The organism is Brunnivagina elsteri CCALA 953, from assembly GCF_002289455.1.
Classification (GTDB): domain Bacteria; phylum Cyanobacteriota; class Cyanobacteriia; order Cyanobacteriales; family Nostocaceae; genus Brunnivagina; species Brunnivagina elsteri.
On the sequence record NZ_NTFS01000761.1, the window covers coordinates 1 to 1,292 of the forward strand.

1 protein-coding gene is annotated in these 1,292 nt (G+C 40.6%); it reads left to right on the forward strand.

The genetic code is table 11. The annotated features are described in order from the left end of the window. Positions 1-1,292, forward strand: a 1,292-nt coding sequence (locus CK510_RS30515; RefSeq protein ID WP_095725138.1) for a DUF3370 domain-containing protein, incomplete at both ends; no start/stop codon positions are given.

Genomic DNA, 1,292 nt, shown 5'->3' on the forward strand with positions numbered 1-1,292 from the left:
CGCACTCAATATCTACACCATTCCCCCACAATACATCGCTGGAGTGGAAGTAAAACCCCAACAAGTCAACCCATTACCGGGAAAACTCGATACCATACCCACTTTCAACAGCAACAGTCCAGAATTAGTAGAAAGTGATGGAATTTTACTCTCAACCTTTCCCACAGAAGGAAAAAAAACACCCACAGCACATTTGAATTATCCCTTTCAAGGCAGATTTGATATTTTTTCCCACCACATTGTTAGGGCAGAAATACCAGCAAGAAATCGGACTGTTTATCAAGGCATAATTGTTTATAATCCCGGCAACAAACCAGTAACCTTAGAAATACTCAATGCTGCCAGTTATCTAACACAACAAGCTCCCTTTATTGCCTTACCAGATATTCAAAATAATTCCCAAAATAACGTTTATTCGGGACCAGGAAGCAGGACAATGGGTGATGTATTGCAAGGAATGAGACAAAATACTTTCCCTGAAAAAATCGTTATTGAACCAGGTAAAAGCCAAATATTAGCAAATTTACCAATTGCCGTGCTTGCACCCTCATCCAATGGTCGGACAACAATGATGCATTTACAAAGTGATGGTGTAATTTATATTGCCAATTTAGCCATAACTGCCAATCGTCCCCCAACTTTAACTGAGTGGCAAAATTTACTCAACAATGGAAATTTGGCAGAAAAGCGGGATGCCATACCCACACCATTGGAACCACCCAAAGAACCTACTGTGTTTGGTCGAGTTGCTGGTGTGTCCCAAGGTGCAAAGTGGGAAGCGGTAATTACTGATAATTCGGAGGCGACAAAACTAACCATCCCAGAATCAGGTAAAGCGATTTCTTACCCATTAGGAACGGTACATTTAGTAACTCTGGCAACTAAGCAGATTCAAAGTGCCAAGATGTTAGCTCGGTATCCTGATACAGCATATTGGGCACATAGTAATTACGGGGTGGAATATGATTTGACTTTACCATTACATAACCCGACAAATCAAACTCAAACAGTTAATATATTAATACAAACTCCTCTCAAAGATGAAGGTGCAACTGATAGATTATTATTTTTAAATCCCCAAGTGGAGCAAATATTTTTTCGCGGCACGGTGAAGGTGAGTTACGAAGATGAATTAGGAAAAATGCAGGTAAAATATTTGCATTTGGTGCAGAGAAGGGGACAGCAAGGACAAGCTTTAGTGACGTTACAATTAGTAGCAGGTGCAACAAAGAAAGTAGAGGTTGACTTTATTTATCCTCCCGATTCCACACCACCCCAGGTTTTGACCGTGG